General features: G+C 72.3%; 26 protein-coding genes and 2 pseudogenes. 14 read left to right on the forward strand and 14 right to left on the reverse strand.

Features of this window, described 5'->3' with window-relative positions; genetic code table 11:
• A pseudogene (locus tag ACWDAK_RS07280) lies at positions 1–112 on the reverse strand (IS5/IS1182 family transposase); the annotation flags it as partial.
• Between the two features lie 6 nt (positions 113–118).
• Between ACWDAK_RS07280 and ACWDAK_RS07285 the strand changes: the two are divergent.
• Positions 119–445, forward strand: coding sequence for a UDP-N-acetylglucosamine--N-acetylmuramyl-(pentapeptide) pyrophosphoryl-undecaprenol N-acetylglucosamine transferase (locus ACWDAK_RS07285; protein WP_344636942.1), 327 nt, complete (start codon positions 119–121; stop codon positions 443–445).
• 416 nt (positions 446–861) lie between these two features.
• On the opposite strand, the gene ACWDAK_RS07290 is transcribed toward ACWDAK_RS07285, so the two are convergent.
• From ACWDAK_RS07290 to ACWDAK_RS07305, 4 genes are all read right to left on the reverse strand, one after another.
• Positions 862–2577 (reverse strand): SDR family oxidoreductase, encoded by a 1716-nt coding sequence (locus tag ACWDAK_RS07290; protein ID WP_344636943.1) that lies wholly within the window; start codon positions 2575–2577, stop codon positions 862–864.
• Complete coding sequence (locus ACWDAK_RS07295; protein WP_427393268.1) at positions 2574–3407, reverse strand: M24 family metallopeptidase; 834 nt, start codon at positions 3405–3407, stop codon at positions 2574–2576. Before ACWDAK_RS07295 ends, ACWDAK_RS07290 begins: the two co-directional genes overlap by 4 nt.
• A 12-nt stretch (positions 3408–3419) precedes the next feature.
• Positions 3420–4505, reverse strand: coding sequence for a PDR/VanB family oxidoreductase (locus ACWDAK_RS07300; protein WP_427393267.1), 1086 nt, complete (start codon positions 4503–4505; stop codon positions 3420–3422).
• Positions 4506–4729: 224 nt separating this feature from the next.
• Entirely contained in the window at positions 4730–5635 is a 906-nt protein-coding gene (locus ACWDAK_RS07305) for a metal-dependent hydrolase (RefSeq protein ID WP_427393266.1), read from the reverse strand.
• A 115-nt stretch (positions 5636–5750) separates the two neighbouring features.
• Between ACWDAK_RS07305 and ACWDAK_RS07310 the strand changes: the two are divergent.
• The 5 genes and pseudogenes from ACWDAK_RS07310 to ACWDAK_RS07330 form a co-directional block, all read left to right on the forward strand.
• Positions 5751–5870 (forward strand): annotated as a pseudogene (locus tag ACWDAK_RS07310) (helix-turn-helix transcriptional regulator); the annotation flags it as partial.
• Between the two features lie 155 nt (positions 5871–6025).
• A complete protein-coding gene (locus tag ACWDAK_RS07315) occupies positions 6026–6265 on the forward strand; it encodes a site-specific integrase (RefSeq protein WP_344636947.1) in 240 nt (79 codons plus the stop codon).
• 160 nt (positions 6266–6425) lie between these two features.
• A complete protein-coding gene (locus tag ACWDAK_RS07320) occupies positions 6426–6731 on the forward strand; it encodes a hypothetical protein (RefSeq protein ID WP_344636948.1) in 306 nt (101 codons plus the stop codon).
• 472 nt (positions 6732–7203) lie between these two features.
• Positions 7204–8631, forward strand: coding sequence for a rifampin monooxygenase (gene rox, locus ACWDAK_RS07325; protein ID WP_344636949.1), 1428 nt, complete (start codon positions 7204–7206; stop codon positions 8629–8631).
• 305 nt (positions 8632–8936) lie between these two features.
• Entirely contained in the window at positions 8937–9065 is a 129-nt protein-coding gene (locus tag ACWDAK_RS07330) for a hypothetical protein (protein WP_344636950.1), read from the forward strand.
• Between the two features lie 12 nt (positions 9066–9077).
• On the opposite strand, the gene ACWDAK_RS07335 is transcribed toward ACWDAK_RS07330, so the two are convergent.
• The 6 genes from ACWDAK_RS07335 to ACWDAK_RS07360 all read right to left on the reverse strand — a co-directional run bounded on the left by ACWDAK_RS07335 (position 9078) and on the right by ACWDAK_RS07360 (position 16040).
• Entirely contained in the window at positions 9078–9857 is a 780-nt protein-coding gene (locus ACWDAK_RS07335) for an IclR family transcriptional regulator (RefSeq protein WP_344636951.1), read from the reverse strand.
• Between the two features lie 273 nt (positions 9858–10130).
• Entirely contained in the window at positions 10131–11396 is a 1266-nt protein-coding gene (gene alc / locus ACWDAK_RS07340; protein ID WP_344636952.1) for an allantoicase, read from the reverse strand.
• 9 nt (positions 11397–11405) lie between these two features.
• Positions 11406–12761 (reverse strand): allantoinase AllB, encoded by a 1356-nt coding sequence (allB, locus tag ACWDAK_RS07345; RefSeq protein WP_427393265.1) that lies wholly within the window; start codon positions 12759–12761, stop codon positions 11406–11408.
• A gap of 167 nt (positions 12762–12928) precedes the next feature.
• Entirely contained in the window at positions 12929–14071 is a 1143-nt protein-coding gene (locus ACWDAK_RS07350) for a glycerate kinase (RefSeq protein WP_427393264.1), read from the reverse strand.
• A gap of 159 nt (positions 14072–14230) precedes the next feature.
• Complete coding sequence (locus tag ACWDAK_RS07355; protein WP_427393263.1) at positions 14231–15118, reverse strand: 2-hydroxy-3-oxopropionate reductase; 888 nt, start codon at positions 15116–15118, stop codon at positions 14231–14233.
• A 55-nt stretch (positions 15119–15173) separates the two neighbouring features.
• A complete protein-coding gene (locus ACWDAK_RS07360; RefSeq protein ID WP_344636956.1) occupies positions 15174–16040 on the reverse strand; it encodes a TIM barrel protein in 867 nt (288 codons plus the stop codon).
• Positions 16041–16262: 222 nt separating this feature from the next.
• On the opposite strand from ACWDAK_RS07360, the gene ACWDAK_RS07365 reads away from it, so the two are divergent.
• The 6 genes from ACWDAK_RS07365 (at position 16263) to ACWDAK_RS07390 (ending at position 20540) form a co-directional block, all read left to right on the forward strand.
• On the forward strand, positions 16263–16538 hold the full coding sequence (locus ACWDAK_RS07365) for a thiamine-binding protein (RefSeq protein ID WP_344636957.1): 276 nt from the start codon (positions 16263–16265) through the stop codon (positions 16536–16538).
• Positions 16535–16918, forward strand: a complete 384-nt coding sequence (locus tag ACWDAK_RS07370) for a helix-turn-helix domain-containing protein (protein ID WP_344636958.1) — start codon at positions 16535–16537, stop codon at positions 16916–16918. Before ACWDAK_RS07365 ends, ACWDAK_RS07370 begins: the two co-directional genes overlap by 4 nt.
• Positions 16919–17115: 197 nt before the next feature.
• Positions 17116–17652, forward strand: coding sequence for a 2-oxo-4-hydroxy-4-carboxy-5-ureidoimidazoline decarboxylase (uraD, locus tag ACWDAK_RS07375; protein WP_344636959.1), 537 nt, complete (start codon positions 17116–17118; stop codon positions 17650–17652).
• Positions 17653–17691: 39 nt separating this feature from the next.
• On the forward strand, positions 17692–18027 hold the full coding sequence (gene uraH / locus ACWDAK_RS07380) for a hydroxyisourate hydrolase (protein ID WP_344636960.1): 336 nt from the start codon (positions 17692–17694) through the stop codon (positions 18025–18027).
• Positions 18028–18052: 25 nt separating this feature from the next.
• Complete coding sequence (pucL, locus tag ACWDAK_RS07385) at positions 18053–18967, forward strand: factor-independent urate hydroxylase (protein WP_427393262.1); 915 nt, start codon at positions 18053–18055, stop codon at positions 18965–18967.
• 190 nt (positions 18968–19157) lie between these two features.
• Positions 19158–20540 (forward strand): 8-oxoguanine deaminase, encoded by a 1383-nt coding sequence (locus ACWDAK_RS07390; RefSeq protein WP_427393261.1) that lies wholly within the window; start codon positions 19158–19160, stop codon positions 20538–20540.
• A 233-nt stretch (positions 20541–20773) separates the two neighbouring features.
• Here the strand turns inward: ACWDAK_RS07390 and ACWDAK_RS07395 are convergent, their stop codons facing one another.
• Together ACWDAK_RS07395 and aceB are read right to left on the reverse strand one after the other, a co-directional pair.
• Positions 20774–20914, reverse strand: a complete 141-nt coding sequence (locus tag ACWDAK_RS07395) for a hypothetical protein (RefSeq protein WP_427393260.1) — start codon at positions 20912–20914, stop codon at positions 20774–20776.
• A gap of 102 nt (positions 20915–21016) precedes the next feature.
• Positions 21017–22669 (reverse strand): malate synthase A, encoded by a 1653-nt coding sequence (aceB, locus tag ACWDAK_RS07400; protein ID WP_344636964.1) that lies wholly within the window; start codon positions 22667–22669, stop codon positions 21017–21019.
• A gap of 192 nt (positions 22670–22861) precedes the next feature.
• On the opposite strand from aceB, the gene ACWDAK_RS07405 reads away from it, so the two are divergent.
• Complete coding sequence (locus ACWDAK_RS07405; RefSeq protein WP_344636965.1) at positions 22862–23656, forward strand: IclR family transcriptional regulator; 795 nt, start codon at positions 22862–22864, stop codon at positions 23654–23656.
• Between the two features lie 603 nt (positions 23657–24259).
• Here the strand turns inward: ACWDAK_RS07405 and ACWDAK_RS07410 are convergent.
• A complete protein-coding gene (locus ACWDAK_RS07410; protein WP_344636966.1) occupies positions 24260–24571 on the reverse strand; it encodes a hypothetical protein in 312 nt (103 codons plus the stop codon).
• Between the two features lie 569 nt (positions 24572–25140).
• Here ACWDAK_RS07410 and ACWDAK_RS07415 point away from each other — a divergent pair.
• The gene (locus ACWDAK_RS07415) at positions 25141–25536 is read left to right on the forward strand and encodes a ribonuclease (RefSeq protein WP_344636967.1); all 396 of its coding nucleotides are present in this window, start codon (positions 25141–25143) and stop codon (positions 25534–25536) included.
• The last annotated feature ends 33 nt before the right edge of the window (positions 25537–25569 follow it).

The raw sequence follows: 25569 nt of genomic DNA on the forward strand, positions 1-25569 counted from the left end.
TCCCTCGCTTCCGACCGACGATCTTCTTCGCGGCGTCGGTTCCCTGGCTGGTCACGGCCACATTGGTGGAGGTCTTCACGCTCTGGGTGTCGATCACCGAGGCGGTCGGCTTGCTGATGTGTTCGCCGCCGCCGACGTGGTGATCTCCCGGGCCGGGGCCGGGACGCTCGCAGAGCTGACCGCGATCGGCAAGCCCGCCGTCCTCATCCCCCTGGAGCCCACCGCTGCCGACGAACAACGCCGCAACGCGGAGTACCTGGCGGAGCACGGCGCAGCGGTCGCCATCACGCGCCCGAACGTCACCGCGGATCGCCTGGAGCAAGGCGTGCGGCGGCTGATCGAGGACCACGCGCTGCGCACCGAGATGGCCGCGAAGTCACGCGCATTGGGGCACCCGGACGCGGCACAGGCACTCGCGGACCTGGTTCTCGCGCAAGCACGCTGAGACACCCGGCGTCTTCACCCATGAACGCGCCCCGTCCACCATCGCGGTGGGCGGGGCGCTTCGTCGCTCACAAGAGGCCGCCGCCGCCCTCGTGCCCCGGGCACGGTCACCGAAGGACGCCCAGTCCACCACCACACCCGGCACTGATTTGCCGTCCGCTCACGCAGACGGCCTGAGAACGCAGCAGCACCCCGGCTAATCGAAGTAGCCGAGGTGCTGCACTGCGGGTCAGAAGGGGTGCAATCCTTCATTCCACGTGGGCCGCCAGGGGCTCGAACCCTGAACCTACGGATTAAAAGTGCGGTGTCCAGCCCGGGGTGAGGGTGAGCAGCCCCACGACGAGGGCGAAGGACCGGAGAGCCGTCGTTGTCTCCATGGGCCTCGATACCTACGGCCGTGGGGCTGCGGGTCGCGTTTCAGCCGATGTCCAGCCGGGCGGCCCGGCGGAGCAGGCCCGGGGAGAGGCGGCCGAGCAGGCGGGCCGCCTTGGCCTCGAAGGTGACCGGGACGACCGGCTTGCCGGTGCGCACGGCGCGCAGGATCTCGGCGGCGACCTTCTCGGGCGGGAATCCCCTGCGGGCGTACATCCTGGTGGCGCGTTCCCGCTTCGCGGCCTGCTCGGCCGAGGTGGTACCGGAGAAGGTGGAGGTGCGGGTGATGTTCGTGCTGACGATGCCGGGGCAGATGGCGGAGACCCGGATGCGGTGCGGGGCCAGTTCGGCGCCGAGGCACTCGGAGAGCATCAGGACGGCGGCCTTGCTGGTGGCGTACGCGGCGAGCGCCTTGGCGGGCAGATAGGCAGCGGCCGACGCCAGGTTGACGATGTGGCCACCCCGGCCGCGTTCGGTCATCAGGGTGCCGAACGCCCGGCAGCCGTGGATGACGCCCCAGAGGTTGACGTCCAGGACGCGCTGCCACTCCTTCTCGGTGGTCTGCAGGAAGGTTCCCGAGTGGCCGATGCCGGCGTTGTTGACCACCACGTCCGGCACCCCGTGCTGGGCCGCGACCTGTTGGGCGAAGGCGTCGACGGCGGCGCCGTCGCCGACGTCCAGCCGGTACGCGCGGGCCCGGCCGCCGACCAACTCGCATAGTTCTGCGGTGCGTTCGGCGGACGGCAGGTCCAGGTCGGCCAGCGCCAGGGTGGCGCCCTGTTCGGCGAAGGCGAGCGCGGTGGCCCGGCCGATGCCGCTGCCCGCGCCGGTGATCACCACCAACTGCTCGCTGTCCGAAGGACCTTGGGTCTCGCCCGCGTCGGCACGGGCGACGAAGTCGCGGACCATCCCGGCCACCACCGGGCCCTGTTCCAGCAGTGCGGACCAGTGGGTGGCGTCGACGGTACGGCGGGTGAGCCTGGGTGCCCAGCGCTCCAGCCCTTCGGAGAGGAACTCGCCGACGTAGTGGTCCCGGGCCAGGGTGACCAGTTGGACGGGCACCTCGGTGGGCCGCTCGCGCGGCTCGCGCAGGGTCGGCCGCATGTTGGCCCGGTACAGCTCGATGCCGCGGACCGCGTCCCGCTTGAGCGTCGGCTGCGGGTGGCCTGGGCGCGGGGTGACCCCCTCGAGATCGCGCAGCACCCTGGGCCAGGCGCGGGACAGCCACAGCCGCCAGGCCGCCGGGGCGAGGAAGGGCAGGTGGAAGGCGGTGATGTACCAGGAGTGGGCGCCCTGGCGGAGCAGTTGTCGCAGATGGCGCGGGGTGGGCCTCCGCAACCGGTGGCGGATCCAGTGGCCGGTGTGGTCCAGCGAGGGCCCCGACATGGTGGTGTAGGAGGCGATCCGCTGCTCGGCACCGGGCGAGGTGACGGCCTCCCAGGACTGCACCGAGCCCCAGTCGTGCGCCACCACGTGCACCGCCCGGTCGGGGCTGACGGCGTCGGCGACCGCGAAGAGGTCCGCGGCCAGCAGTTCCAGCCGGTACCCCGCACGGGAGCCGGGCGCCCCGGACTCCCCCGCGCCGCGGACGTCGTAGCGCACGACGTGGTGGTCTTTCCCGAGGTCGGCGGCGACGTCGTCCCACACCACATGGGTGTCCGGGTAGCCGTGCACCAGGATCACGGTGGGGCCGGCGGGGTCGCCCTCCTCGAAGACGGCGAGGGGGAGGCCGCCGGAGCGGACGGTACGGCGGGTGGTCATTTCGCACTCTCCTTCAGGGTCCACCGGCGCACGTGCGGGAGGTCGTCGTCGAGCCAGTAGGCATCGTCCTCGGTGACCACCAGCAGTTCCTCGAACTTGATGCCCACCTCGCGGAAGCCGATGTGCGGCTCCACCGCCCACAGCCCGGGCGTCGGGGCATGACGGGAGGCGCGGCCGTCCGCCCAGAGCGGCGAACGGCCGTGCAGGCGCTCGCTGATCAGCTCCCGGCCGAGGGTCTGCAGGGTGCGTACGCCGAAGCCGAGGACGTTCACCCCGGCCGGGCCGCGCGCGGTCGTCCGGGTCACCTGGTGGCCGATCACCCGGCCCGGGTAGACCCGGTGGCGGTTGTCGTAGCCGTGCGCGGCGATCTGCGCGTCGACGGCGGCGTACACCTCGTCGAGCGGTCTGCGGGCCCGCACCTCGCGCAGGATCAGCTCCCGGTAGACCTGCAGGTCGGCGGCGAGCCGGTCCCAGATCCGGTTCTCGCCGACCTTTCCGCCGTAGCCGATGTCGGCGGTGTAGCCGTCCACGACCGGGGCGCAGTCCAGGACGTACGGCATGCCCTCGGCCAGGCGGCGGCTGCCGGCGAAGAACTGCAGCGGGGTGCGGAAGTGCCGGAAGGCGGTACGGTCGCCGAACCAGGCGAACGGGATGTGGAAGAAGTCCTGGACGCCCTCGGCGACCAGGCAGCGGCGCAGTTTGGCGGCGGCTTGGCGTTCCGTCACCCCGGGTTCGATCCAGGCGGCCACCTGCTCGGCGCAGTGGTAGGCGAGTTGCTGGGTCTCCCGGAAACGTGCCAGGTCATGGTCGTCGAAGGGGAAGCGCGGCATCGGTCGGACTCCTTACAGGTCGAGGACGAGTGTCTCGCCCTCGGCGGCTCGGGAGACGCAGGGCAGCAGGGCACCGGCGGCGCGCTCCTCCTCGGTGAGGCGGCGGTCGCGGTGGTCGGGCGCACCGGAGAGCAGCTGCAGCTTGCAGGTGCCGCAGAAGCCCTGGTGGCAGGAGTACGGCAGGTCGGGGCGGGTCTCACGGAGCACGTCGAGCGCGGACCGGTCGGCGGGGACGGGCAGTTCGGGTCCGTTCGGGCCGAGCCGGAGGGTGAAGGGCCGGCCGTCGGTGAGCGGTGCGGCGCCGAAGCGTTCGAAGTGCAGGGAGCGCGCGGGCGAGGCGTCGAGTGCCCGCTGGACGGCGGTGAGCATCGGGGCGGGGCCGCAGCAGTAGACGGCGGCGCGGGCCGGGGCTCGGGCGAGCAGGGCCTCGGCGGTGGGGACGCCGTCGCGGTCGTCGGCGAGCAGGGTGACCCGGTGCTCGCCGAGGGCCCGCAGCTCGTCGGCGAAGGGCATGGCGTCGGCGCTGCGCCCGGTGTGGACCAGCCGCCAGTCCAGGCCCAGGCGGGCGGCCTCGCGGGCCATCGGGAGCAGCGGGGTGATGCCGATGCCACCGGCCAGCAGGAGCACGCTCGGCTCGGCACAGAAGGCGAAGCCGTTGCGCGGCCGCCGGGCCGTCAGGCGGGCGCCGGCGTGCAGCTCGTCGTGGATCTCGATCGAGCCGCCGCCTCCGTCGGCGATCCGGCGGACCGCGATGCGGTAGTGGCCGGTGTCGGCGGGGTCCGAGCAGAGGGAGTAGTGGCGTTCGCGACCGGAGGGAAGGGTGAGCAGCAGGCGGGCGCCGGGCTGCCATCGGGACAGGGGCGTGCCGGAGGGGTCGGCGAGGTGCAGCTCCACCACGTCTGCGGCAATCAACTCGTGGCGGGTGACCACCAGTTGGAGTGACGGGGTGGGGCGGGGCCGGGGCCGGCGGGGGTTGCGGCGGAGCAGCGGAGAGCCCATTGCGGGGCTGTAGCGGTCGCCGAAGGCGGTGATCCGCCGGATGAAGCGGTCCGGCCGCGGGCGGCCGTAGAGGTCGGGGGGCGGTGTGCTGAGGTCCATCCGGGCGGCTCCGGGTCGAGGTCGTCGAGGGGCGGGGGCGGGGCGGGGCGGGGCGGGGGCTCTTCGGGGGTGCGCCTCGGCCCGGAGGCGCGAGGTGCCGCGGCCGGCCGTGCGCCTTCACGTGGAAGCCGCGGTCGCCGGGGATTTTGTGAGCCGCTCGGCAGCTGCGGGGCCGTCCGACCGCGTGGTTCGCCGCTCCCCGGGGCCCGCCCGGCCGGGCGGCGTCACCGCACGGCGGCGGCGCGGGCGGCCGGGGAGGTGGCGAGGTAGGCCAGGGCCTGGCTGGAGGAGCCCTCCTGGGTGGGGTGGTAGCCGGGACGCAGGTAGCGCAGGCCGGAGCGGATGGACCTCATCGGGTCGGGCAGCAGCCCGCGCCTGGAGTGCCGCCGGGCCTCGCGCCAGGTCGGCCTGATCCGCCCCTGGAGGGTGGGATCGGCGGCGAGCAGGAAGCGGACTCCGCGCACCCAGAGATGGACCAGCAGCGGCCCGGACACCGCCATGCCCCGGATCCGCCGCGGGTAGCCCGGGTCGAGGTGGACCATCAGGTCGAAGGCGACGCTGCGGTGTTCGACCTCCTCGGCGCCGTGCCAGCGCAGCAGGTCGAGCATGGTGGGGTCGGCCTTGGCCTGGTCCAGTCCGGGGGAGTTGAGCACCCAGTCGCCGAGGAAGGCGGTGAAGTGCTCGATCGCGGCGACGAAGGCGACCCGTTCGATGATGTTCTCACGCCGTTGATGCTCGGTCAGATGCGGCTTGTCCCCCAGGATGCGCTGGAACAGCCAGCTGATCTGGCGCAGGTACGGCCGCGGGTCGAGCCCCTGGGCGAGCAGGTGGTCGAGGACCTCCTGGTGGGCCTCGGCGTGGATCGACTCCTGCCCGATGAAACCGAGCACCTCCTCGCGCAGCTGCTCGTCCCTGATCATCGGAAGCGCGTCCTTGAAGACCCGGACGAACCAGCGCTCCCCCTCGGGGAGCAGCAGGTGCAGCACGTTGATGGTGTGGGTGGCCATCGGCTCGTCCGGTATCCAGTGCAGCGGCAGCTGCGCCCAGTCGAAGCGGACGTCCCTGGGTTCGAGCACCAGGCCGTCGTGGACGGCGGGCGGGGCGGCGGAGGGCGCGGTGGGGTGGGGCATGGGAGCCTCCTGACCTGCGGGTGGCGCGGTGGTTACCGGCAACCTACCTGCGAGTAGAGCGCCCTACAAGGGTTTCGGGCACTCTTATCGACATCGAGTCTAATAAGCCTGGCGCCAGCGGCTCGGCATCTCCTCACGCACCGTCGGCCGCCAAATGTCATCGATCATGGAACGTCTGGACGCCAGCAGCCGCTTCGAAGCGGGCATCAAAGCCGCCCACAAGGGCTGGCTCTGATCCACCCGGTGCCGCGCCCGCTTCGCTGCCTCTGCCAGGACTGGGGCCGTGCCGCAGAGCCGCCGGGGAGGGCACGGCCCTGGATCAGGGGGCGATCAGGTTGCGGACGGCGTCGCCGACCTCGGGTGGCCTCGACCCCGGCACACCTGCGCGCGATGAACACCGCCGAGCCGACCGCGCCCCGGCTGGCCGGCTCCCGGCGCCGCCGCCGCGAGTACCAGCTGCCGGAACTCACCCGGCTGCGCGATCGCGCCGTGGTGACGCTCCCGATCGGCATCGCCGGTCGCGCGAGCGAGGTGAGCGCGCTCAACGCCGAGGACCTGGTCCTCGAGGCCGATGGGCTACGCGTCACGGTGCCCTCGACGAAGGACTCGTTCGGAAGCCGACGTGGGTAATCACGTCCATGAGATCGCCTCCACCCCAGTGTCCGACCGAACGGTTTTCGAGCACACCATTTGCCATTCGCGCTTCGGGCCCCCAGAGCCTCGGGCCGGACATGCGGTGGACCTGGAGGCCGGACCGACCAACCCGGCCGGCACAGGGTTCAACCCGAAAGTGTCCGCGGCCAAGACGGCCTGCTCGGCCAGGCCCGACTCGCGCTGCTACCGGGCCCGGGCGAGGGTGGTGAGCGTGGACATCATCGTGCTCAACAGCCCGGACCCCGGCAGCCTCGGGACACTCCACGCGGCCCGCCCCGCCCGCCTCGGCTCCCCGGAGCCAGCAGAGTTCACGTTCTGCGGCCGACCCACCCGAGGCATGACGATCGTCGGGCTGCACGCCACCGCCACCCGGAAGGCCTGGTACCCAGCAGACCTGGCGGACACGACCGCGAAGTGCACCGCGTGCATGGCCTACCTGTAGGCCGCAGGAACTGCGACGCCTGCTCCTGGCCCGGCTTCCCCACCCGCCGACCGAACCCGTCGTCCGCCTCACGGCCGCTCTTCGGGCCGCGGCCCTCGGCACCGACACCGTCCCGGATCCGTGATGCCCGGCCGCCGGCCGGGCGGGATGGGCCGGTCCGTCCACAGCGGAGGACAAAAGACAAAGGCAAGGAGCCACTTACTCCTTGCCACTCTCAACATATAGCGCCCCGGGGGCCTTGCGGCAAGACCCGGGTCGTAGCGCAGAATGACCGGCCAAGGCCAGAACCTGCGGAAACGACGGATTCTCGACGCGCACCCGCTTTCGCCGGCGCACGGGATGCGAGACGTCGGACCGCCGGTGGAACTCGCGCTGCGACTGCGGGGACTTGGCGCGGAAGTACGGGTGTGCGTGCCGTCGGACCGCACGGAGTGGCTGGCCGGAATCCAATCTCGTTGAACGGGGGGTTTTGATGATTGACGTGATCGTGGTCGGCAGCGGACCGACCGGCTTGATGCTGGCCGGCGAGTTGCGGCTGCACGGCGTGCACGTGGTCGTGCTGGAGAAGCTGACCGAGCCGACCGGGCAGACCCGCGGGCGCGGTCTGCACGCGCGCAGTGTCGAGATGATGGACCAGCGCGGCCTGCTGGACCGGTTCCTCGCGGTCAGTGAGAAGTTCCAGGTCGGCGGTTTCTTCGGCGGCATCCACAAGCCGTGGCCGGACCGGATGGACACGGCGCATCCGTACGGCCTCACCACCCTGCAGCCCGTCACCGAGCGGCTGCTGGGCGAGCGTGCCCTCGAACTCGGTGCCGAGATTCGGCGCGGCTGCGAAGTGGCCGGGCTGAGCCAGGACGAGGACGGAGTGACCGTCGAGCTGACGGACGGCTCGCACCTGCGCTCGCGCTACCTCGTCGGCTGCGACGGCGGCCGCAGCACGGTGCGCAAGCGGCTCGGTGTCGCCTTCCCCGGCGAACCCGCCAAGGTCGAGACGCTGCTGGGTGACATGGAGGTCACCGAGGACCCGGCGACACTTGCCGCCGTCGTCGAGGAGGTCCGCAAGACCCAACTGCGGTTCGGCGCCATCCCCAACGGGGACGGATCCTACCGAATCGTCGTGCCCGCCGACGGCGTGGCCGGGGACGGTGCGACCGAACCGACCCTCGAGGAGTTCAAGGAGCAGCTGCGGGCCACCGCCGGCACCGACTTCGGGGCGCACTCGCCGCGCTGGCTGTCCCGGTTCGGCGATGCCACCCGGCAGGCCGAGCGCTACCGGGTCGGCCGGGTGCTGCTGGCCGGCGACGCGGCGCACATCCACCCGCCCACCGGCGGGCAGGGGCTCAACCTCGGTGTGCAGGACGCGTTCAACCTGGGCTGGAAGCTGGCCGCCGCGGTCAGCGGCTGGGCGCCGGAGGGGCTGCTGGACAGCTACCACGCCGAGCGGCACCCGGTGGGCGCCGGCGTGCTGGCCAACACCCGCGCGCAGATGACGCTGCTGGGGACCGATCCGGGTGCGACCGCGCTGCGGGAACTGCTCTCGAAGCTGATGGACTTCGAGGAGGTGAACCGGTACATGACCGAGACGGCCACCGCGGTCGGGGTCCGCTACGACTTCGGCGAGGGCCATGAGCTGCTCGGCCGGCGGCTGCGGGACGTGGAGCTGAAGCAGGGTCGCCTCTACGAGCTGATGCACGGCGGCCGCGGACTGCTGCTCGACCAGACCGGCCGGCTCACGGTGGCGGGTTGGGCCGATCGGGTCGACCACGTCGTCGACGTCAGCGAGGAACTGGACGCACCCGCGGTGCTGCTGCGGCCGGACGGCCATGTTGCGTGGGTCGGTGACGATCAGCAGGACCTGCTCGGCCATCTGCCCGAGTGGTTCGGCGCTGCCGCCAGTTGAGCGTGCAGTTGCGGTTCAAAACGGCCTGACCTGTCTCCGCCCGGATTCAGCGCGGTCCGGTGCCGCACTCGGAGCGTCCACACCGTACGTCGGGCCCCAGGAAGACCGATCTCACCGACAGCCGCTGTACCGGTGCTCCCCGAGTCCGAGCTCCGCACGGACCCGGTCGCGGACCGCGGCCACCACCGGGGCGGTCCGGTAGGCATGGGCGACCCGGATCAGCCAGTCCGTCTCCGTCGCGGCGGTGGACCGGCCCGTACAGCCACTGCCGTACCGAGACCAGACCGCCGCCCCAGAGGCTGACGGTGGTACCCGCCACGGCCAGCGTGGTGGCGGCGGTGCCCAGGACGACCCCGCAGTTGTGCTACGCCGGGGTGGTCGCCGCCGTACTCAACACCGTCTTCCAGGGCGTCGTCTTCCTCGGGCGCTGGTGACGCCCGCCGGGGTCAGACCGCCATCGCGATCATCAGCGGGGCGGCACGCTCGGCGAGGAGTTCGGCGGCGGCACGCAGGCGGTGGATGTCGGAGACCGGCAGCGAGGTGGCCAGACAGCCGACGGTGCTGCCCGCGGTGACCGGGACGGCCGCGCAGACCGTGTCCATGGAGTACTCCTGGATGTCCAGCACCGGGACGGTGGCCGGCTGGCGCTCCAGTCGGTGCATCAGCTGCTCGGCGTCGGTGATGGTCCGCGAGGTCAGCCGGGCGACCGGGTACCGGGAGAGATGGTCGCGGCGGGCGTCGTGGTCGAGTTGGCTGAGCAGGCACTTGCCGAGCGCGCTGGCGTGCGCCGAGGCCCGGAAGTCCACCCACTCCTCGACCGGCGGGGCGTAGTCGGCGCAGGCCACCGCGTCCACCGTCAACTCGCCGTCGAGGTACCGGCTGAAGTAGACGGCGGCGCCCAACTCGTCGCACAGCTCGGCCAGGGTGCGGTCGAGCCTGCTGCGCAGCAGCTGCCTGCGGTTGGACTGGCCGAGTAGGGCGAAGGCGCCGCCGAGCACCCAGGCGCCCTCCTGGTTGGTCAGATAGCCCTCCAACTCCAGGACTTCGGCCAGTTCCTGGACGGTGCCGAAGGGCAGCGACAGCTCCCGGGCGAGGACGGCCGCGGTGACCCCGCCACCGTGGCGGTCCACCGCCTCCAACAGCCTCAGGGCCCGTTGGATCGAGCCGAATGGGCTCGGGCCGCCCTGATCGAGTGTGGTCCGGTCGCCCCGACTCCGTGCCGACATGAGGGCCCCCTCTGTGCAATCCCACCCATCCGCGCGGACCTGCCGCGATCCCCCCAGCCTATCCACGCCCGGGGTGACACAGCCCGTACCGAGGCGAATTTCGCCTGTACAACACGGGTGCCCCTTGACTGGCATATGCCGCACTCCGCAGCCGTGCGCCACTCTCCGGGGTGCGGGGACCCGTGCGGTCAACCACGCACCGCGGTACGGGTTTTGCCGCGCTCCCCGCCCCGGAGGGCTCCCCCGCCCGTCGGGCGGCCCCTCCCCCGACGGTCAGACGCCGAGCAGGCGCCAGCTGGCCGAGCGGCGGCGGGAGGACTGTTCGCCGTCGGGGCCGTCGGCCGGCCGCAGGGCGGCGACGGCGGCGGTGGCCCCGGCGGCGTCCGCGAGCGGGCGGGCGGCGGTCAGCGCGGTGGCCTCGGCCGCGGTCAGTCCGGCCCCGGTGAGCGCGGCCTCGGCCTCGGCGGCGGGCAGCGAGTCGAACCAGCGCAGCGCGAGGGCGGCGCGGCCGGCCTCGGTGAGCCTGCCGGTCAGGCGCAGCCGGGCCACGCCGCCGTCGGGGTAGACGTTGAGCCGGACGTGGGTGGGGGTGCGGCCCGGGACGAGCCGGAAGCGGTGCCTGGTGTCGGGCTGCAGGCGCGTGCGGGGCAGGATCTCGAACCAGCCGTCCGGGTCGGTGTGCGGGTCGCCGCCCCGGGAGGCGTCGTACCCGACCAGGTCGGCCCAGCCGGGGGCGTTGGCGACGAAGTGGGTGGTGTCCACCTCGGCGGCCAGCGCCTCGCCGCCCCCGGCCAGGGCGATCTGCACCCAGTCGTTGGCCTTGTCGCGCCGCCGCCGGGTCTCCCAGCCCTCGCCCATGACGGTGGCACGACCGGGAGCGTTCAGGTTGTGCGGGGAGGAGAAGTAGCGGTCCGAGGCGGCCTCGGCGACACCGCCGTACTCCTGCGCCGCGAGGTCGAAGGTGAGCCCGTCCAGGTCCCGCGGGTCGGGGCGGACCTCGCCGTACACCCGCAGCCGGGCCACCCCGCCGTCCGGCCAGATGTTCAGCCGGACGTGGGTGAAGCGCTGTTCGTTGCCGACCTCGAACTCGTGGGCGGTGTCGCCCTGGAGAGGCGTACGGGGGACCAGGTCCACCCATTCGGCGGCCTCGACCTCCTCGGGTGAGGGGTGGCCGGGGACGGAGGCGCCCTGGACCGAGCCGGACTCGGGGTGGTTGCCGGTGAAGTGCGCGGTGTCCATGATCACGCCGCGGATCACTCCTGCCGCACCCAGGCGGACGATCACCCAGTCGTGGTCCTCGTCGGTCGGGTGCGGCTGCTGGGCCGAGACGCCGCGACGGCGGCGGCTCTCCCAGCCGTCCATGATCTGGCCCTTGTGGCCGAAGGTGTGCGGACGGAACTCGGCGGGCCCCGCGACCAGCAGGTTCTCCGCGTCCGCGAAGGTGTCCTCGTTGGTGGCGACGACGCCCGCGCCCAGTCGGCGCGAGGCCAGGTCGACCAGTTCGGTGAACGGAGCGCTCGAGGGCTTCTCATTGCTCAACTGGGACTCCTAGCTGCGAGTGATCTGGCGGCCGAACGGCTCGGCGGTCACGTCCACGACCCGGCCGCGCAGCCAGGTGGTGCGGACCACGCCGGTGAGCCTCCGGCCGGCGTACGGAGTGACGGGGTTGCGGTGGTGCAGCCGGTCGGGCTGCACGGCGAACTCGGCGTCCGGGTCGAAGGCGACCAGGTCGGCGTCGTTCCCGACCGCGATGGCGCCCTTGGTGCCGGTCAGGCCGACCAGCGAGGCCGGGCCGCCGGCCATCCAGCGCACCACGTCCACCAGGCCGTGGCCGCGCCTGCGGGCCTCTGTCCAGACGGCCGGCAGGCCGAGTTGCAGGGAGGCGATGCCGCCCCAGGCGGTGGCGAAGTCACCGCTGCCGCCGTAGCGCCTGAGCTCCTTCAGATCCGGAGTGGACGGCGAGTGGTCGGAGACGACCGCGATGAACTCGCCGTCTCCCAGGGCTTCCCAGAGCAGGTCGCGGTTGGACTCGTCGCGGATCGGCGGGCAGCACTTGAAGGCGGTGTCGCCGTCCGGGACCTCCTCGGCCGCGAGGGTGAGGTAGTGCGGGCAGGTCTCGGCGGTCACCTGGACGCCCGTCTCCCGGGCCCGGCGCAGCAGCGGCAGTACGGCCGCGGAGGAGACGTGCAGGATGTGCACCCGGGCGCCGGTGCGCCCCGCCGCCTCCAACAGCCTTTCCACGGCGGCGGTTTCGGCATCGGCGGGCCGGGAGGCGAGGAAGTCCCGGTAGTGGACGCCCGGCCGCTGCGGGGCGGCGGCGAGGACCGCGGGGTCCTCGGCGTGGACGATGGCCAGCGCGCCGATCCTGGCCTGTTCGGCCAGCGCCCGCTCCAGGTCGGCCGGTCCGAGGTGCGGGAACTCGTCCACGCCGGAGGGCGCGAGGAAGCTCTTGAAGCCGAACACCCCGGCCCGGTACAGCGGTTCGAGCTCGGCCGTGTTGCCGGGGATCGCCCCGCCCCAGAAGCCCAGGTCGATCCAGGCCTGCCCGTCGGCCGCCTTCCGCTTGGCCGCCAGACCGGCCACCGTGGTGGTGGGCGGTATGGAGTTCAGCGGCATGTCGATGATGGTGGTGACCCCGCCCGCCGCGGCGGCCCTGGTGGCGGTGGCGAAGCCCTCCCACTCGGTGCGGCCGGGCTCGTTCACATGGACGTGGGTGTCGACCAGACCGGGTAGCAGAACCGTTTCACCCAGGTCGGTCACCGCCCCTTCGGTGAGCACGCCGTGGTGGGCGATCCGGGCGATCCGGCCGTCCCGGATCAGCACGTCAGCGGGACGCTCGCCGTCCGGCAGGACCGCACGGCGGGAGCGGATCACCGCCGCGGGGGACGGCTCGCTGAGGGGCATCCGGACCTCCGTGCTGTCGCGTACGAGTGCGGGTCGCCGAAAGCGGGTGGGCAGTGCCGACACGGCAGTTGACGGCCCTGCTGTCGGACCGGATGCTGCGGTGGCTCGAACCCTAGGCCCGCCTTCAACAAAACGTCAATGCGGGAAACCGCGAGTCGCGGGCGGGTTCAGCGGGCCAGCAGTTCGGCCGCCAGCCGCTCTCCGGCCAGCTCCGCCAGCTCGGCGGCCCTGGTGATGCTGTCGCCGGGCCGCTGGGCCAGATCGGTGAGGGCGATCACGGAGACGAAGCCGGCCCGGCGCCACTCGTCCTTCGACAGTTCCAGCCGCCCGGCCACGGCGGCCACCCGAACCCCCGCCCGGGCGGCCGCCGCGGCGACGCCTGCAGGGGCCTTGCCGTGGAGCGTCTGCGCGTCCAGGCAGCCCTCGCCGGTCACGACGAGGCGCGCCCCACGCACTGCCCCGTCGAAACCCAGCAGTTCGAGGAGGAGCTCGATGCCGGGTCGCATGGTGGCGCCGAGCAGCGCGAGGGCGGCGAAGCCGACCCCGCCCGCGGCCCCGGCGCCCGGGGCGTCGCGAAGATCCCGCCCGGTGGCCGCACCGACCAGCTCGGCCCAGCGGGTCAGGCCCTCCTCCAGGACCACCAGGTCCTCGCCCTCCGCGCCCTTCTGCGGGCCGTAGACGGCGGTCGCGCCGCGCGGGCCGAGCAGCGGGTTGTCCACGTCGCAGGCGACGGTGACCTCGACGTCGGTCAGCGAGCCGACGAGCGGGCCGAGGTCGACGGCGGCCAGTCGACGCAGGGCCGCGCCGCCGGGAGCGAGCTCGGCGCCGTCGGCGTCGCGCAGGCTCGCACCGAGCGCCTGGACCATACCGGCGCCGCCGTCGGTGCAGGCGCTGCCGCCCAGGCCGATCACGATCCGCCCGACACCCAGCGCCACCGCCCGGCCGATCAGCTGACCGACGCCGTAGGAGCTCGCCGTGAGCGGCGCGGTGCGGCCGCCGGGGAGCCGGGCCAGCCCGGCGGCCTGGGCCAGTTCGATCACTGCGGTGTCGTCCCGCACCGCGATCGCCGCGTCCACCGGCAGTCCGGTCGGACCGGCGACCTTGACCGGCACCCCGGTGAACCCGGCCGCCAGCGCAGCGGCCAGGGTGCCCTCGCCGCCGTCGGCGACCGGCAGTTCGCGGACCTCCAGGGCCGGGGCGGCACGGCGGATACCGGCCGCGATCCTGGCGGCCGCCTCGGCACCCTCCAGGGTGCCCTTGAACTTGTCGGGAGCAACGACCACATGGCCCTGGGCGGGGGTGGCGGGCATAGCGGGTGGCCTCTCTTCTCATCACCTGGCTTGCGGCTGCCCGGGCTGGCCCGGGGAACCAGCACTACCCGGTGCTCGGGGAATCCGCACCGGCTTCCGGACACCCAGCTGGCACCGGGTGCGCTCGGTCAGCGCACTTCCCGGCCGCGACGTGCGGTGTCACCGGACCTCGCGGCCCGACAGGCGCTCGACGCCCCGCAGCAGGGCGGAGTGGTCCAGCGAGCCGTCGCCGTTCGCCCGGGCCGAGGCGACCAACTGGGCGACCACCGCGCCGACCGGCAGGGCGGCACCGACGGCACGGGCGGCGTCCGTCACGATGCCCATGTCCTTGTGGTGCAGGTCGATCCGGAAGCCCGGGGCGAACTCGCGCTCCAGCATGTTGGCCTTCTTGCGGCCCAGCACGGTCGAGCCGGCCAGGCCGCCGGCCAGGACGTCCAGCGCGGCCCGCAGGTCGACGCCCGCGTTCTCCAGGAAGACCACGGCCTCGGCCAGCACCTGGATGTTGGTGGCGACGATCAGTTGGTTGGCGGCCTTGACGGTCTGGCCGGCGCCGGCCGGGCCGACGTGGACGACCGTACTGCCGAGTACGTCGAAGAGCGGCTTGGCCTCGGCGAAGTCCTCGGCGGCGCCGCCGACCATGATGGACAGCACGGCCTCGACGGCACCGGCCTCACCTCCGGAGACCGGGGCGTCCAGCGTGCGGATCCCCTTCTGCCCGGCGGCGGCCTCGACCCGGACGGAGGTCTGCGGGGTGATCGAGGACATGTCGATCACGAGGGTGCCGGGCCGGGCGTTCTCCAGCACACCGTCCTCGCCGAGGATGACCTCCTCGACCTGTGGGTCGGCCGGGACCATGGTGATGACGACCTCGGCGTCCCGCACCGCGTCGGCGACGCCCGTCGCGCCGTGGCCGCCGGCCGCCACCAGGGCGTCGATCGGTGGCTGGGTGAGGTTGAAACCGGTCACGTGGTGACCGGCCTTGACCAGGTTGGCAGCCATCGGGCCGCCCATGATGCCGAGGCCGATGAAGGCGATCTTGCGGCTCATCGCGTTCCGTTCCTTGAGTGCACGTGGAGGGTGGGCCGGCGGCGGGGGCGGGTGCTCAGCCGGCCCGGTACTCGCGGGGCAGCCACTCGAAGCCGTCGGCGCTGACTCCGGTGGACGGGCGGTACTCCAGCCCGATCCGCCCGCCTGCCGCGCCGGTGCCGCCCGACCCGTAGCCGGCGGCGGTCAGCCGGGTGAAGAGGTCCTCGAAGTCCAGCCCGCCGGTGCCGGGCTCGTTGCGGCCCGGGTTGTCGGCGATCTGCACATGGCCGAACCGGTCGGCGTGGACGTCGATGACGGTGGCCGGGTCCTCGCCGTTCATCGCCAGGTGGTAGACGTCGCACAGGAACCGGGCGTTGCCCAGGCCCGTGGCGGCATTGACCCGGTCCACCACCTCGATCGCGGCGGCCGCGGAGACCAGCGGATAGTGCGGCGACTCGGCCCGGTTGAGGGCCTCGATCAGCAGGACCGCGCCGATGGAGTGCGCGGCCCGGGCGGCGAGGGCGAGGTTCTCCAGCGCGAGTTCGTCCTGCTCGGCCGCGGCCACGCCCTCGACCCGGTTGCCGTAGAGGGCGTTGAGCGCCCCGGCGCCGAGCGACTCGGCGAGCGCGACGGCCACCGGGAGGCTCTCGCGAAAACGCTCCCGCTCGGACGGCACGGAGACGGTGCCGCGCTTGCCGAGCGCGAGGTCGTCGAGGAGGTTGAGGCCGGTCAGCCGCACCCCCGCGTCGGTGAACGCCCCACGGACCACGTCCAGTTCGGCCTTCGAAGGGATGTGGTTCTCGCCGAAGGGCCACCACAGCTCGGCGGCGGTGAAACCCGCGGCGGCCGCGGCGGCCGGACGCTCCGGGAGAGGAAGCTCGCCGAACAGGATCGACAGGTTGACCGTGTAGCTGTGCCTGGAAGCGGCAGTCACGTCCCTCACTTCTCACTCCCTCCCAAATTTCCACGATGCGAAACATAGATTCTGCTCAATGGAAGCATCTCCAGGGTCGCTTCGGGCTGTCAAGACCGCCACAACAGTTTGTTGAAGCGACCGTTCGCGGAAGCGACCGGGGCGTTCCGGCCGCCGCGGACCCCGACCGTCCGACCGTCCGGCTCTTCGCCGGCCGATCCAGGCCGCCGCACCGCTCGATAGAGTGAGCGGGTGCGATTGATGGTGGAGTTCACGACGGAACCCTTCGAGCTGGACGCGTTCCCGGAGCACGCGGCGGCCGCCCGGCAGGCGGCGGACGAGGCCGGCCTGGCCGTGTCCGTCGGCCCGTTCGGCACCGGCGCGGAGGGCGAGGCGGAGCAGGTGCTGTCCGCCGTCTCCGAGCTGCTGCGCAAGACCCTGGAGGCCGGAGCCACCCGGATCTCGATCCAGGTCAGCGTCCTCGACGAGGACGCGGAGCAGGGGCCGGAAGGAGTGGGTACGCAGTGAGCAACGCCCTCGAGCACCCGCTCGCCGCGGCGATAGAGCCGCTGCTGGAAGCCGTCGGCGCGAGCCGCGTCGAGCTCACCGAGGCCCGACCCGACGACGTCGTCCTGGAGTGGGAGGGCGTCCCGGCAGTGGCCGTCCGCCTCCCCCACCTGAGCAGCGCCCTGGACCGCCTGCTGGCCGACATGACCCGCCAGTTCGACGGCCGCCCGCTGACCGAGCTTGACCGCGGGGAGAAGCAGCGGGTGGTCGCCCTGCTGGAGGAGCGCGGCGCCTTCACCGTCCGCCACGGAGTGGAGACGGTGGCCTCGGCCCTCGGCGTCAGTCGGTTCACGGTGTACAACTATCTGAACCGGCAGCAGGACGGCGGCAAGGCCGGCTGAGGGACCGGAACTGTCGCCGCCGGTTGCCCGACCCCTCCCGTCCTTGGCAACAGGCGCATTCGGCGAATCGCACACCAGAAGTGCCGGCCCGCGGAATCCCCGCGAAACGTAACCACCAACCGTTCAACAAAGTGTTGACGCTCGGGGATGGTGGATCTAGCTTGTGCGAGTGGCACCACTCTCCAGGAGGTCCACCCGTGACCAACCACCCCCGAGCGGCTCCTGATCCGGCCGGTGCCTTGCGGACACTGGCCGAGGCTCCCGCCGCCGAAGTGACGAAGACCCTGCTGGAGATCTGCTCCAGTCCCGGCTGGGCCGAGGCCGTCGCGGCCGCCCGACCCTGGGCCGACCGGGAGGCGCTGCTGGCCGCCAACGCGGCCGCCGTGGCGGCGCTCACCGTCCACGACCTGCACGACGCGATGGCCGGCCACGCCCGGATCGGCGAGCCCAAGGCGGGCGACACCGCCTCCGAGCGCGAGCAGGCCGGCATCCGGGACGCGGACTCGGCGCTCCTCGACGAACTGCACCGGGCCAACGCCGCCTACGAGGCGAAGTTCGGCCATGTGTTCTTGATCTGCGCCACCGGCCGCACCGCCACCACCATGCTCGCGTCGCTGCGCGAACGCTTCCCCCATGACGCCGCCACCGAGGCGGAGACCATCCGGGGCGAGCTGCGGAAGATCAACGACATTCGCATCAACCGACTGCTCGACGAGCCGTCGCCATTCATCTGACAGCTCGTCAACTCAGCCACATTCGAGGTCATTCCACCCATGACTGGCATCTCCACGCATGTGCTCGACACCAGCCTCGGCCGCCCGGCCGAGGGCGTCCCCATCGAACTGGCAATTCGCACCGAGGGCGGCTGGAAGGTGCTCGGCACCTCCGCCACGGACTCCGACGGCCGGGCCAGGGACCTGCCGGCCGTGGAGGCGGGCCCGGTCGTCCGGCTCCGGTTCGACACCACGGCCTACTACGCCGGGCGGTCGGACCAGGCACCGTTCTTCCCCGAGGTCTCGATCGTCTTCGCGGTCGCGCCCGCGCAACACCACTACCACGTGCCGCTGCTGCTCAGTCCGTTCGGCTACTCGGTCTACCGCGGAAGCTAGACCGCAACCCGCTTAGGAGCCCGCCATGGCCCATGTGCTCGGCCAGAACCAGTACGGCAAGGCGGAGAACCGCATCGTCCGGGTCTACCGCGACTCCACCCGCCACGAGATCAAGGACCTGAACGTCTCGGTCACCCTCTCCGGCGACTTCGACGACGTCCACCTCACCGGCTCGAACGCCAACTGCCTGCCCACCGACACCACCAAGAACACCGTCTACGCCTTCGCCAAGAAGTACGGCATCGACTCGGCGGAGGACTTCGGGATCACCCTGGCCCGCCACTTCGTCGACAGCACCGAGCCGGTCCGCCGCGCCCGGATCCGGATCGAGGAGTACGCCTGGGACCGGATCAGGACCCCGGACAGCACCTCGCGCCCCACCGGCTCGGAGGAGGCCGGCCACTCCTTCGTCCGCAACGGCCAGGAGGTCCGCACCACCGAGGTCCGCTACGACGGCGAGTACGTCCAGGTGATCTCCGGCCTCAAGGACCTGGTGGTGATGAACTCCACCGACTCGGAGTTCTGGGGCTACATCAAGGACGGGTACACCACCCTGCAGGAGGCCTACGACCGCATCCTGGCCACCCAGGTGACGGCCCGCTGGACGTACTCCTACCGTGGCGCGGAGGGCGAGTCCCAGCCCGACTGGAACCGCTGCTACACCCAGGTCAAGCGCCACCTGCTGGAGGCCTTCGCCGAGACCTACTCCTACTCGCTGCAGCAGACCCTGCACGCGATGGGGACCCGGGTGCTCGACAACCGCGCCGAGGTGGACGAGGTCCGGCTGGAGCTCCCCAACAAGCACCACTTCCTCGTCGACCTGTCGCCGTTCGGCCTCAAGAACGAGAACGAGGTCTACTACGCCGCCGACCGGATGTACGGCCTCATCGAGGGCACCGTGCACCGCGAGGGCGTCGTCCCGGTCATCCCGGCCGTCTGACCCACCCCACCACCGTGGACGCCACGGCCGTCCTGCTCAACCTGCTCTTCCACCACGTCGGCACGGACCGCCGGGGCCGGCCCGGCGATCCGCCCGACGCGACGGTGCCGACGGCGACACCGTCCTGACTGGCCGGGGGCGGGCACCCCTCACCCGTACGCCCCCGATCCCTCCCCATAGGAGTCACACCATGGCAGTCCAGCCGCCTCCCGCAGACCAGCGGGTCGTCATCGAGAACGCCGCGATCGCCACGGTCGACGCCGACGACACCGAGTACGCGCGCGGCCACGTGGTCCTCCTCGGCAACCGGATCGAGTCCATCGGCGGCGGACCCGCCCCGAAGTGGCTGGAGAACGTGGTGCGCCGGATCAACGGCGAGGGCCACCTGCTCACCCCGGGCCTGGTCAACACCCACCACCACTTCTACCAGTGGATCACCCGGGGGCTCGCCCAGGACCACATCCTCTTCGACTGGCTGGTCGCGCTCTACCCGACCTGGGCCCGGATCGACGACCGGCTCGTCCACGCCGCCGCCCAGGGCTCCGCGGCCGCGCTGCTCAAGTCGGGCTGCACGACCGCCGGCGACCACCACTACGTCTTCCCGCGGGGCGGTGGCGACATCCTCGGCGCCTCCATCGAGGCCGTCCAGGAGCTCGGTCTGCGCTTCACCGCGCTGCGCGGCTCGATGGACCGCAGCCGGAAGGACGGCGGTCTGCCGCCGGACCGCGCGGTCGAGCGGACCGAGGACATCCTGGTCGCCTCCGAGGCGGCCGTCGACAAGTGGCACGACGCCTCCTTCGGCTCGATGCTGCACATCGCCATCGCCCCCTGCTCACCGTTCTCGGTCTCCACCGAACTGCTGCGACAGAGCGCCGAACTGGCCCGCCGCAAGGGGGTGCGCCTGCACACCCACGGCTCCGAGACGGCCGAGGAGGAGGAGTTCTGCAAGCAGCTGTTCGGCATGGGCCCGACCGACTACTTCGAGTCCACCGGCTGGCTGGGCGAGGACGTCTGGATGGCGCACTGCGTCCACATGAACGACTCCGACATCGCCAAGTTCGCCGAGACCGGCACCGGGGTCGCGCACTGCCCCTCCTCCAACGCCCGCCTCGCCGCCGGCATCGCCCGGGTCCCGGACATGCTCAGCGCCGGCGTCCCGGTGGGCCTCGGCGTGGACGGCAGCGCCTCCAACGAGTCAGGTGAGCTCGGCACCGAGCTGCGCAACGCGCTGCTGATCAACAGGCTGCACGGGTGCCCGGACGCGCTGACCGCCCGTCAGGCGCTGCGCCTGGGCACCATGGGCGGCGCCCGGGTGCTCGGCCGCCAGGCCGAGATCGGTTCCATCGAGGCCGGCAAGCTCGCCGACCTGGCGCTGTGGAAGATCGACGGCATCATGCACTCCTCGATCGCCGACCCGGTCGCCGCTCTGGTACTGGGCGCGCTGCCACCGCTGACCGCCCTCTTCGTCAACGGCAACGCCGTGGTCGAGCGGGGCAACCTGACCACGGTGAACGAGGACCGGATCGCGCTGGCCTGCGCCCGCGCCGCCAGGGAGCTCGCCTCCCGCGGCTGATCCCACCGGACTCCGGGGCGCGCCAGGGACGGCGCGCCACCCGGACCCCACCCGGCCACGCCGTCGGGCGGGGCACGGCCCCGGGCCCACGGCGAGGATCCGGGTTCGTGACACGCCGTCAGCCATTGCGTCGAATCCTGGACGCGGCCTGGGACAGCGCCTTCCGCGGGGATCTCGACATCGTCGGGGTCCACATCGCCGCCCTGCGCCGCAGACTTTCTGCGGACGGGTCGTCAGGACCCCTGCTTCTCCTGATCGCAGGTGCGCCCCGCCCGCACGGCGACCCAGACCTCGGCCGCCGTGCCGAGGCACTCGATCACGACACCGCCGATCCTGGCGATGCCCGTCAGTGTGTAACCGAGGACCTCTTCCATACCGCCTCCCCGTCGCTGCGTCAGTGGGGCCGCACCGCGCCGCCCCGGTGCCAGGGTACGCCAGACGGCTGGAGCGGGGGCGGCGGGCAGATGGACTCCGACTCAGTCGAGCAGCCGGTATGCCGGCAGGGTGAGGAAGTCGACGAACTCCTCGGCCAGCGCGAGCTTTTCGAAGAGCCCGGCGGCCTCGGCCCAGCGCCCGGACGCGTAGGCGGCATCACCCGACTCGGCGCGCAGGGCGGTGAGTTCCTCGACCACGAGGCGGCGGACCAGCTCCGCGGTGGCCTTCTCGCCGGTGTCGGACAGGACGACGCCGTTGTGGATCCACTGCCAGATCTGGGAGCGGGAGATCTCCGCGGTGGCGGCGTCCTCCATCATGTTGAAGATGCCGACGGCGCCGAGGCCGCGCAGCCAGGCCTCGATGTAGCGGATGCCGACCTGGACGGCGTTGTGCAGCCCGGCCCGGGTGCAGGAGCCGCTGGCGCCCGCGATGTCGAGCAGTTGGGCGGCCGTGACGGGCTCCTCGGAGCCGGGGTTGTCCTTCTGGTCCGGCCGTTCGCCCAGCACGGCGTCGAAGGAGGCCAGGGCGACCGGGACCAGGTCGGGGTGGGCCACCCAGGAGCCGTCGAAGCCGCCCGCTGCCTCGCGGTCCTTGTCGGCCCTGACCTTCTCCAGCGCGGCGGCGTTGACCTCGGGGTCCTTGCGGGACGGGATGAAGGCGGCCATCCCACCGATGGCGTGGGCACCGCGCCGGTGGCAGGTCCGCACCAGCAGCCGGGTGTAGGCGGCCATGAACGGCGAGGTCATGGTGACGCTGTTGCGGTCCGGCAGGATGTAGTGCTCGCCGGCGTCGCGGAAGTTCTTGACGATCGAGAACAGGTAGTCCCAGCGGCCCGCGTTGAGCCCCGCGGCGTGGTCGCGCAGCTCGTAGAGGATCTCCTCCATCTCGAAGGCGGCCGTGATGGTCTCGATCAGGACGGTGGCCCGGACGGTGCCGTACGGGATGCCGAGCTCGGCCTGCGCACGGGTGAAGACGTCGTTCCAGAGCCGGGCCTCGAGGTGGCTCTCGGTCTTGGGGAGGTAGAAGTAGGGGCCCGGGTTGGGATCGTCCGCGCCCCTGGCCAGCAGCCGCCTCGCGTTGTGGAAGAAGTAGAGGCCGAAGTCGAAGAGGGCGCCGGCCACCGGGACGCCGTCGACCAGCAGGTGGTTCTCGTCGAGGTGCCAGCCGCGGGGGCGGACCACGACGGTGGCGAGTTCGGCGGCGGGCCGAAGAGCGTAGGTCTTGCCCTGCGATGAGGTGAAGTCGATCCGGCCCTCGAAGGCGTCGATCAGGTTGAGCTGGCCGGTGACCACGTTCTCCCAGGTGGGCGCGGTGGCGTCCTCGAAGTCCGCGAGCCAGACCTTCGCGCCCGAGTTGAGCGCATTGACGGCCATCTTGCGGTCGGTCGGTCCGGTGATCTCCACCCGGCGGTCCTGCAGCGCGCGCGGTGCCGGTGCGACCTTCCACTCACCCGCGCGGATCTCCGCGGTCTCGGGCAGGAAGTCGAGGGTGCCCGACCGGGCGATCTCGGAGCGCCGGGTCTTCCGTCGGGCCAGGAGCTCCTGGCGGCGACCTTCGAAGGCCCGGTGGAGCCCGGCCACGAAAGCGACCGCCTCTGCGGTGAGCACCTCCTCCGCGCGGGGGACGCGCGGACCGACGACGGTGACGACCGGTGCGGCGGCGGATGCGCCGGAGGACCCTTGATCTGCGGCCATGGGCAGAACAACTCCTTGGACGGTTGAGCCGGCGAAGGGAGCTCCGGTGGGAGCTTCCTCGATCCACTGAACACGCCTACCGGCGGGTTCTGTTCTGTAAAGTGGAGACTAGTTTCCGCAATACAGAATTTCAACGTTTTGTTGAGAGCTTGCGGGGACTCTACGCCTCCTCCGACAGCGAAGGGAACGCCGGTGGCCAGCACCCCCGCCACAGCACCCACAGGGCCCGACCGTGCGACCGGCGGCGTCCAGTCCGTCGAACGCGCCTTCCAACTGCTGGAGGCACTCGCCGACGCCGGCGGCATCGCCACCCTGAGCGAGCTCTCCGCCACCTCCGGCCTGCCGATGCCGACCATCCACCGATTGATCCGCACCCTCGTCCAGCAGGGGTATGTCCGGCAGGACACCGCCCGCCGCTACACCCTGGGCCCGCGGCTGATCCGGCTCGGCGAGACCGCCGGGCGCCTGCTGGGCAGCTGGGCCCGCCCCTACCTGGCCGAGCTGATGGAGGCCACCGGCGAGACCGCCAACCTGGCCGTCCTGGAGGGTGGCGAGGTGGTCTACGTCGGCCAGGTGCAGTCGCGACGCTCGATGCGGATGTTCACCGAGGTCGGGCGGAGGGTCCAGCCGCACTGCACCGGTGTCGGCAAGGCGCTGCTCGCCCAGCTCCCGGAGGAGGAGGCCCGGGCCGTCCTCGGCACCCAGCCGCTGCAGTCGCACACCCCCTTCACCGTGACCGACCCGGCGCTGCTCTTCGAGCAGTTGACGCTCTCCCGGGAGCGCGGCTACGTGGTGGACGACCAGGAACAGGAGATCGGGGTCCGCTGCATCGCGGTGGCGGTGCCGGGCGCCCCGACACCCACCGCACTCTCGGTCTCCGGACCCGAGGCGCGGATCCGAGCCCTGGAGGCGCAGGAGGGGGACACCGCGCTGGTGCCGGTGATGCTCCAGATCGCCGCCAGGCTCGGCCGGGTCCTCGCCCCCTGAGCAGTCGCCGGACACCGGCCCGCGACGGGGCCTCCGCACACCCGGCCGAGGTCCCGCCGCACCGGCCCGGAGCCGGCACCCACCCGACTCAGGTACAGCCGCTGCCACCCGGACCGCCGAAGAAGATGTACGGACCGGACCGACTTGGTGGCGCCGATGAACCTGGCGAAGCTGGGGAAGTTCAGGCCGTCCTGACGTGCCATGATCGTTCTCCGTCCTGCGTCAGTGCGATCGGCAGGGCGGCCGGGCCCCGGCCGACGGCACCGCGACCGGTACAGGGCGAACAGGCCCACCGGACAAGGCGATTGCGGCCCAGCCGCGATCGGGAGACGGCTCCGCTTCCGGCCGCGGGAGCAGAGCGGGCGCGGGCCCGGCCGTCCTTCTCGGGCCCGCACGGGCGGCGACCCCGGGCCAACGGCCCGCCGCAGCACTCCGCGGTCGGCTGCCCCGGCCCGCCGCAGACCGATCTCGGCTACACGATAACCCCCACCCCCGCCAACTTCCCGTTGGAGCTTGCCGGTTGTGGAACATGCAACCGACTCCCGGCCGGGCCGCACCGAGCGCCGGCGGCATCACCCCCGGCGCCGCCGCACCCGTACCCGCTCAGTCCAGGACCGGGGTGCCGAGCTGGGCGACGGAGACCTGGAAGACCGTCAGTTCCGGCTCGGAGCCGACCTGGACGAAGAGACGGGGCGCCGCGGCCAGCCTCGGGTTTGCACGGACCGCGTGCAGCGACTCCAGGTCCCGCCAGAGCGACTGCACCCGCCACCGTCCGCCGGGCCCCCTCAGCAGCTCGGTTCTGATCAGTCCGTCCGGCAGTGGACCGGCCACCAACTCCCGGTAGGAGTCCACCAACTCGGCCTCCCGTTCGACCGCCACCACCGCGCTGACCTCGCTCAACACCTGTCCGGACATCGCTATCACCTCCGCAGATCCAGGCTACGCCGCTACATCGGGCGACCGGCTCGGCACTCTGCGGAGGTGGGTGGTGATGGTCCAGGCCAGGACAGCCCGATCGATGATCGCCGCGGCGGTACTGGCCACCACGGACCCGGTGGGGCCGGCCGGCGGAGCCCGGCGGGCCGGAGCCGAGCCGGGCGCCGGCCGCCGGTCCTCGCACGGATGTCCGGGGAGCCGGCCGGTACGGGATGCTCCGGTCCGGCCGGCAGCCCGGCACTACCGGCCGTGGCGACGGCGGCGGCCTCCAGCGCGCCGGCGGTCAAGACGATGCCGCCGCCGCCCAGCCCTCCGCCGGCCCCGAGCGGGCGACTGCGGGCCGGCGGGTGCGGACGCCGTCCGCGCGGCGATCGGACGGGCGCGGGCGGCGCGGCGCGAGCCGAAACCGCAGATGACGCCCCATCACCAACCAGGGGCAAAGCACGGTGGTACGGCGCGCGTCAAGAAGGTTTTGGACTGGTGATCATCCGGCAAAGTCCTTTTCTTGACACTTCCATGACGCCCTGACTGCCCATCACACTTCAGGTATGACCATCACTCTACGCGCGTGGAAGACCCGCGCCGCCTCTGTTGCCACCATCGCCCTGCTCACCCTGGCGCCCACCGCCTTCTCCGCCACCGCGGCGCACGCCGACGTCAGCGGCACCATCTGCCAGAGCGAGCTGCCGAGCCAGGCGGACGACACCCTCGCCCTGATCGACCAGGGCGGCCCGTTCCCGTACTCGCAGGACGGCGTCGTCTTCGGGAACCGCGAGGGCGTGCTGCCCTCCGAGTCCTACGGCTACTACCACGAGTACACCGTGGTCACCCCCGGCTCCCGCACCAGAGGCACCCGGCGGATCATCACCGGTGAGGGGAACCAGGAGGACTACTACACCTCCGACCACTACTCGACGTTCCGCCTGATCGACTTCAGCTGCTGACCCGGCCGGCTCGTCGGCGGTGATCCGCCGGCA

Source organism: Kitasatospora sp. NPDC001175 (assembly GCF_053598215.1).

Coding starts and splice junctions, on each gene's coding strand:
- ACWDAK_RS07290 (WP_344636943.1), bottom strand. CDS start 2,577: ATGACCACCCGCCGTACCGTCCGCTCCGGCGGCCTCCCCCTCGCCGTC.
- ACWDAK_RS07295 (WP_427393268.1), bottom strand. CDS start 3,407: ATGCCGCGCTTCCCCTTCGACGACCATGACCTGGCACGTTTCCGGGAG.
- ACWDAK_RS07300 (WP_427393267.1), bottom strand. CDS start 4,505: ATGGACCTCAGCACACCGCCCCCCGACCTCTACGGCCGCCCGCGGCCG.
- ACWDAK_RS07305 (WP_427393266.1), bottom strand. CDS start 5,635: ATGCCCCACCCCACCGCGCCCTCCGCCGCCCCGCCCGCCGTCCACGAC.
- ACWDAK_RS07315 (WP_344636947.1), top strand. CDS start 6,026: ATGAACACCGCCGAGCCGACCGCGCCCCGGCTGGCCGGCTCCCGGCGC.
- rox (WP_344636949.1), top strand. CDS start 7,204: ATGATTGACGTGATCGTGGTCGGCAGCGGACCGACCGGCTTGATGCTG.
- ACWDAK_RS07335 (WP_344636951.1), bottom strand. CDS start 9,857: ATGTCGGCACGGAGTCGGGGCGACCGGACCACACTCGATCAGGGCGGC.
- allB (WP_427393265.1), bottom strand. CDS start 12,761: ATGCCCCTCAGCGAGCCGTCCCCCGCGGCGGTGATCCGCTCCCGCCGT.
- ACWDAK_RS07350 (WP_427393264.1), bottom strand. CDS start 14,071: ATGCCCGCCACCCCCGCCCAGGGCCATGTGGTCGTTGCTCCCGACAAG.
- ACWDAK_RS07355 (WP_427393263.1), bottom strand. CDS start 15,118: ATGAGCCGCAAGATCGCCTTCATCGGCCTCGGCATCATGGGCGGCCCG.
- uraH (WP_344636960.1), top strand. CDS start 17,692: ATGACTGGCATCTCCACGCATGTGCTCGACACCAGCCTCGGCCGCCCG.
- pucL (WP_427393262.1), top strand. CDS start 18,053: ATGGCCCATGTGCTCGGCCAGAACCAGTACGGCAAGGCGGAGAACCGC.
- ACWDAK_RS07390 (WP_427393261.1), top strand. CDS start 19,158: ATGGCAGTCCAGCCGCCTCCCGCAGACCAGCGGGTCGTCATCGAGAAC.
- ACWDAK_RS07395 (WP_427393260.1), bottom strand. CDS start 20,914: ATGGAAGAGGTCCTCGGTTACACACTGACGGGCATCGCCAGGATCGGC.
- aceB (WP_344636964.1), bottom strand. CDS start 22,669: ATGGCCGCAGATCAAGGGTCCTCCGGCGCATCCGCCGCCGCACCGGTC.
- ACWDAK_RS07410 (WP_344636966.1), bottom strand. CDS start 24,571: ATGTCCGGACAGGTGTTGAGCGAGGTCAGCGCGGTGGTGGCGGTCGAA.
- ACWDAK_RS07415 (WP_344636967.1), top strand. CDS start 25,141: ATGACCATCACTCTACGCGCGTGGAAGACCCGCGCCGCCTCTGTTGCC.